The 1,337-nt window shown below is 67.9% G+C and carries 2 protein-coding genes; one reads left to right on the forward strand and one right to left on the reverse strand.

Features of this window, described 5'->3' with window-relative positions; genetic code table 11:
• Positions 1-155 precede the first annotated feature (155 nt).
• Entirely contained in the window at positions 156-887 is a 732-nt protein-coding gene (locus BQ5456_RS00005; protein WP_071128194.1) for a class B sortase, read from the forward strand.
• Between the two features lie 205 nt (positions 888-1,092).
• Here BQ5456_RS00005 and BQ5456_RS00010 read toward each other — a convergent pair.
• Positions 1,093-1,337, reverse strand: a 245-nt coding sequence (locus BQ5456_RS00010) for a hypothetical protein (RefSeq protein ID WP_205407825.1), incomplete at its 5' end; no start/stop codon positions are given.

Consider the following 1,337-nt stretch of genomic DNA (forward strand, 5'->3'; position numbering starts at 1 on the left):
GTGCGGGCGGGGCGCTCGCGTACCGCAAGCGCAAGACGGCCGGCGCAAGCAAGGACGCGGCAGACGAAGAGCCGGAAGAGTAGCGGCGCCGCATCGATACCGAACCGGAGGCCCTGGGCGCTCGCCCGGGGCCTCCCCTGCGAACGGGGGAGGACATGAACAAAGGGAAAGCCGCCACGGCGCTCGCCATTGCCGTGGCGTTGCTGGCGATGGGGGCGCTCGCCGTCCTGCCGCTGTCCGAGAGGAACCCTTACGAGGTGCACGAGGTGCCTACTGCGGAAGAGGACGCGACAATGGAGGCTCAAGAGACGGGAGGCGGCATCGACTGGGACGCCCTTCCCGCCTCCGTCGTCGCTTGGGTGCGCGTGCCGGGCACGACCGTCGACTACCCGATCGTCCAGGGCCGGCCCGAATCGCCCGACTTCTACCTCACGCACGACGCCGGCGGCGAAAGATCCGCGTGGGGCGCTCCCTACATAGATGCCGGGTGCGCGCAGGGTGCCGAGAGCCCGCTCGTCATCGTCTACGGGCACCACATGTCCGACGGCACCATGTTCGCGCCGCTCGCGCAGTACTCGTCGCGCGACTTCGCCGAGGGGCACCGCACCATCCGGATCTACACCCGCGAGAAGGCGATCGAGCTCAAGGTCTTCGCGGCCGACGTGGTCGACGCGAGCTCGGAGGGCAAGCGGACCGACTTCGCCGACGCGGCGGAGCTCGCCGCCTACCTCGGGGACAAATTGTCCCGGTGCGAGGTCGTCCTGGAAGAGCCGGCGGACATCGCGCAGGCCTGGGCCTTCGTGACGTGCAGCTACCAGACGAGCAACTCGCGCACCGTCGTCTACGCGAAGGAGGTGGAAGGATGGGATTCGCGCCCTTCGGAATAGGGCTCCTCATGGGGCTCCTCACGCTCACGGCCTACGCCTGCTGCGCAGCCGGCGACGACGACCGGGACTAGCCGTGGGAAATCGAAATCGCACAACGGAAAGAGGCGGGCAATTGCCCGCCTCTTCTCACATCACCCACTTGAACACGGCACGGAACAGCCAGACGAAAAAGCCCAGCGTGACCTTAAGCGCCGCCATGAGGAACCTACCAAGCCTCTTCATCGACGTCACCCCAATCTTCCTTGACCTTGCGGGCGCCCTCGTCGGCGCCCTCCTCCTTCTCTTGCGCGAGCAGCCTCGCCAGCTCGTCGGGCACGCCCGGGACCTCTGCCCTCCCCAGAGCGCGCTGCAGGTCCCTTATCTGCGATTTCAGCGGTTTTGAGGGAGGGCCCACGTGCTCGCGGTAGCAGGCGCCGATCGCGGCCGCGTCGCACAGGAAGCCCCGCACCC

Source organism: Varibaculum massiliense (genome assembly GCF_900106855.1).
GTDB classification, from domain to species: Bacteria; Actinomycetota; Actinomycetes; order Actinomycetales; family Actinomycetaceae; genus Varibaculum; species Varibaculum massiliense.

What these genes read in the sequence shown, in the direction of transcription:
- BQ5456_RS00005 (WP_071128194.1), top strand. Translation starts at nt 156, where the DNA reads ATGAACAAAGGGAAAGCCGCCACGGCGCTCGCCATTGCCGTGGCGTTG.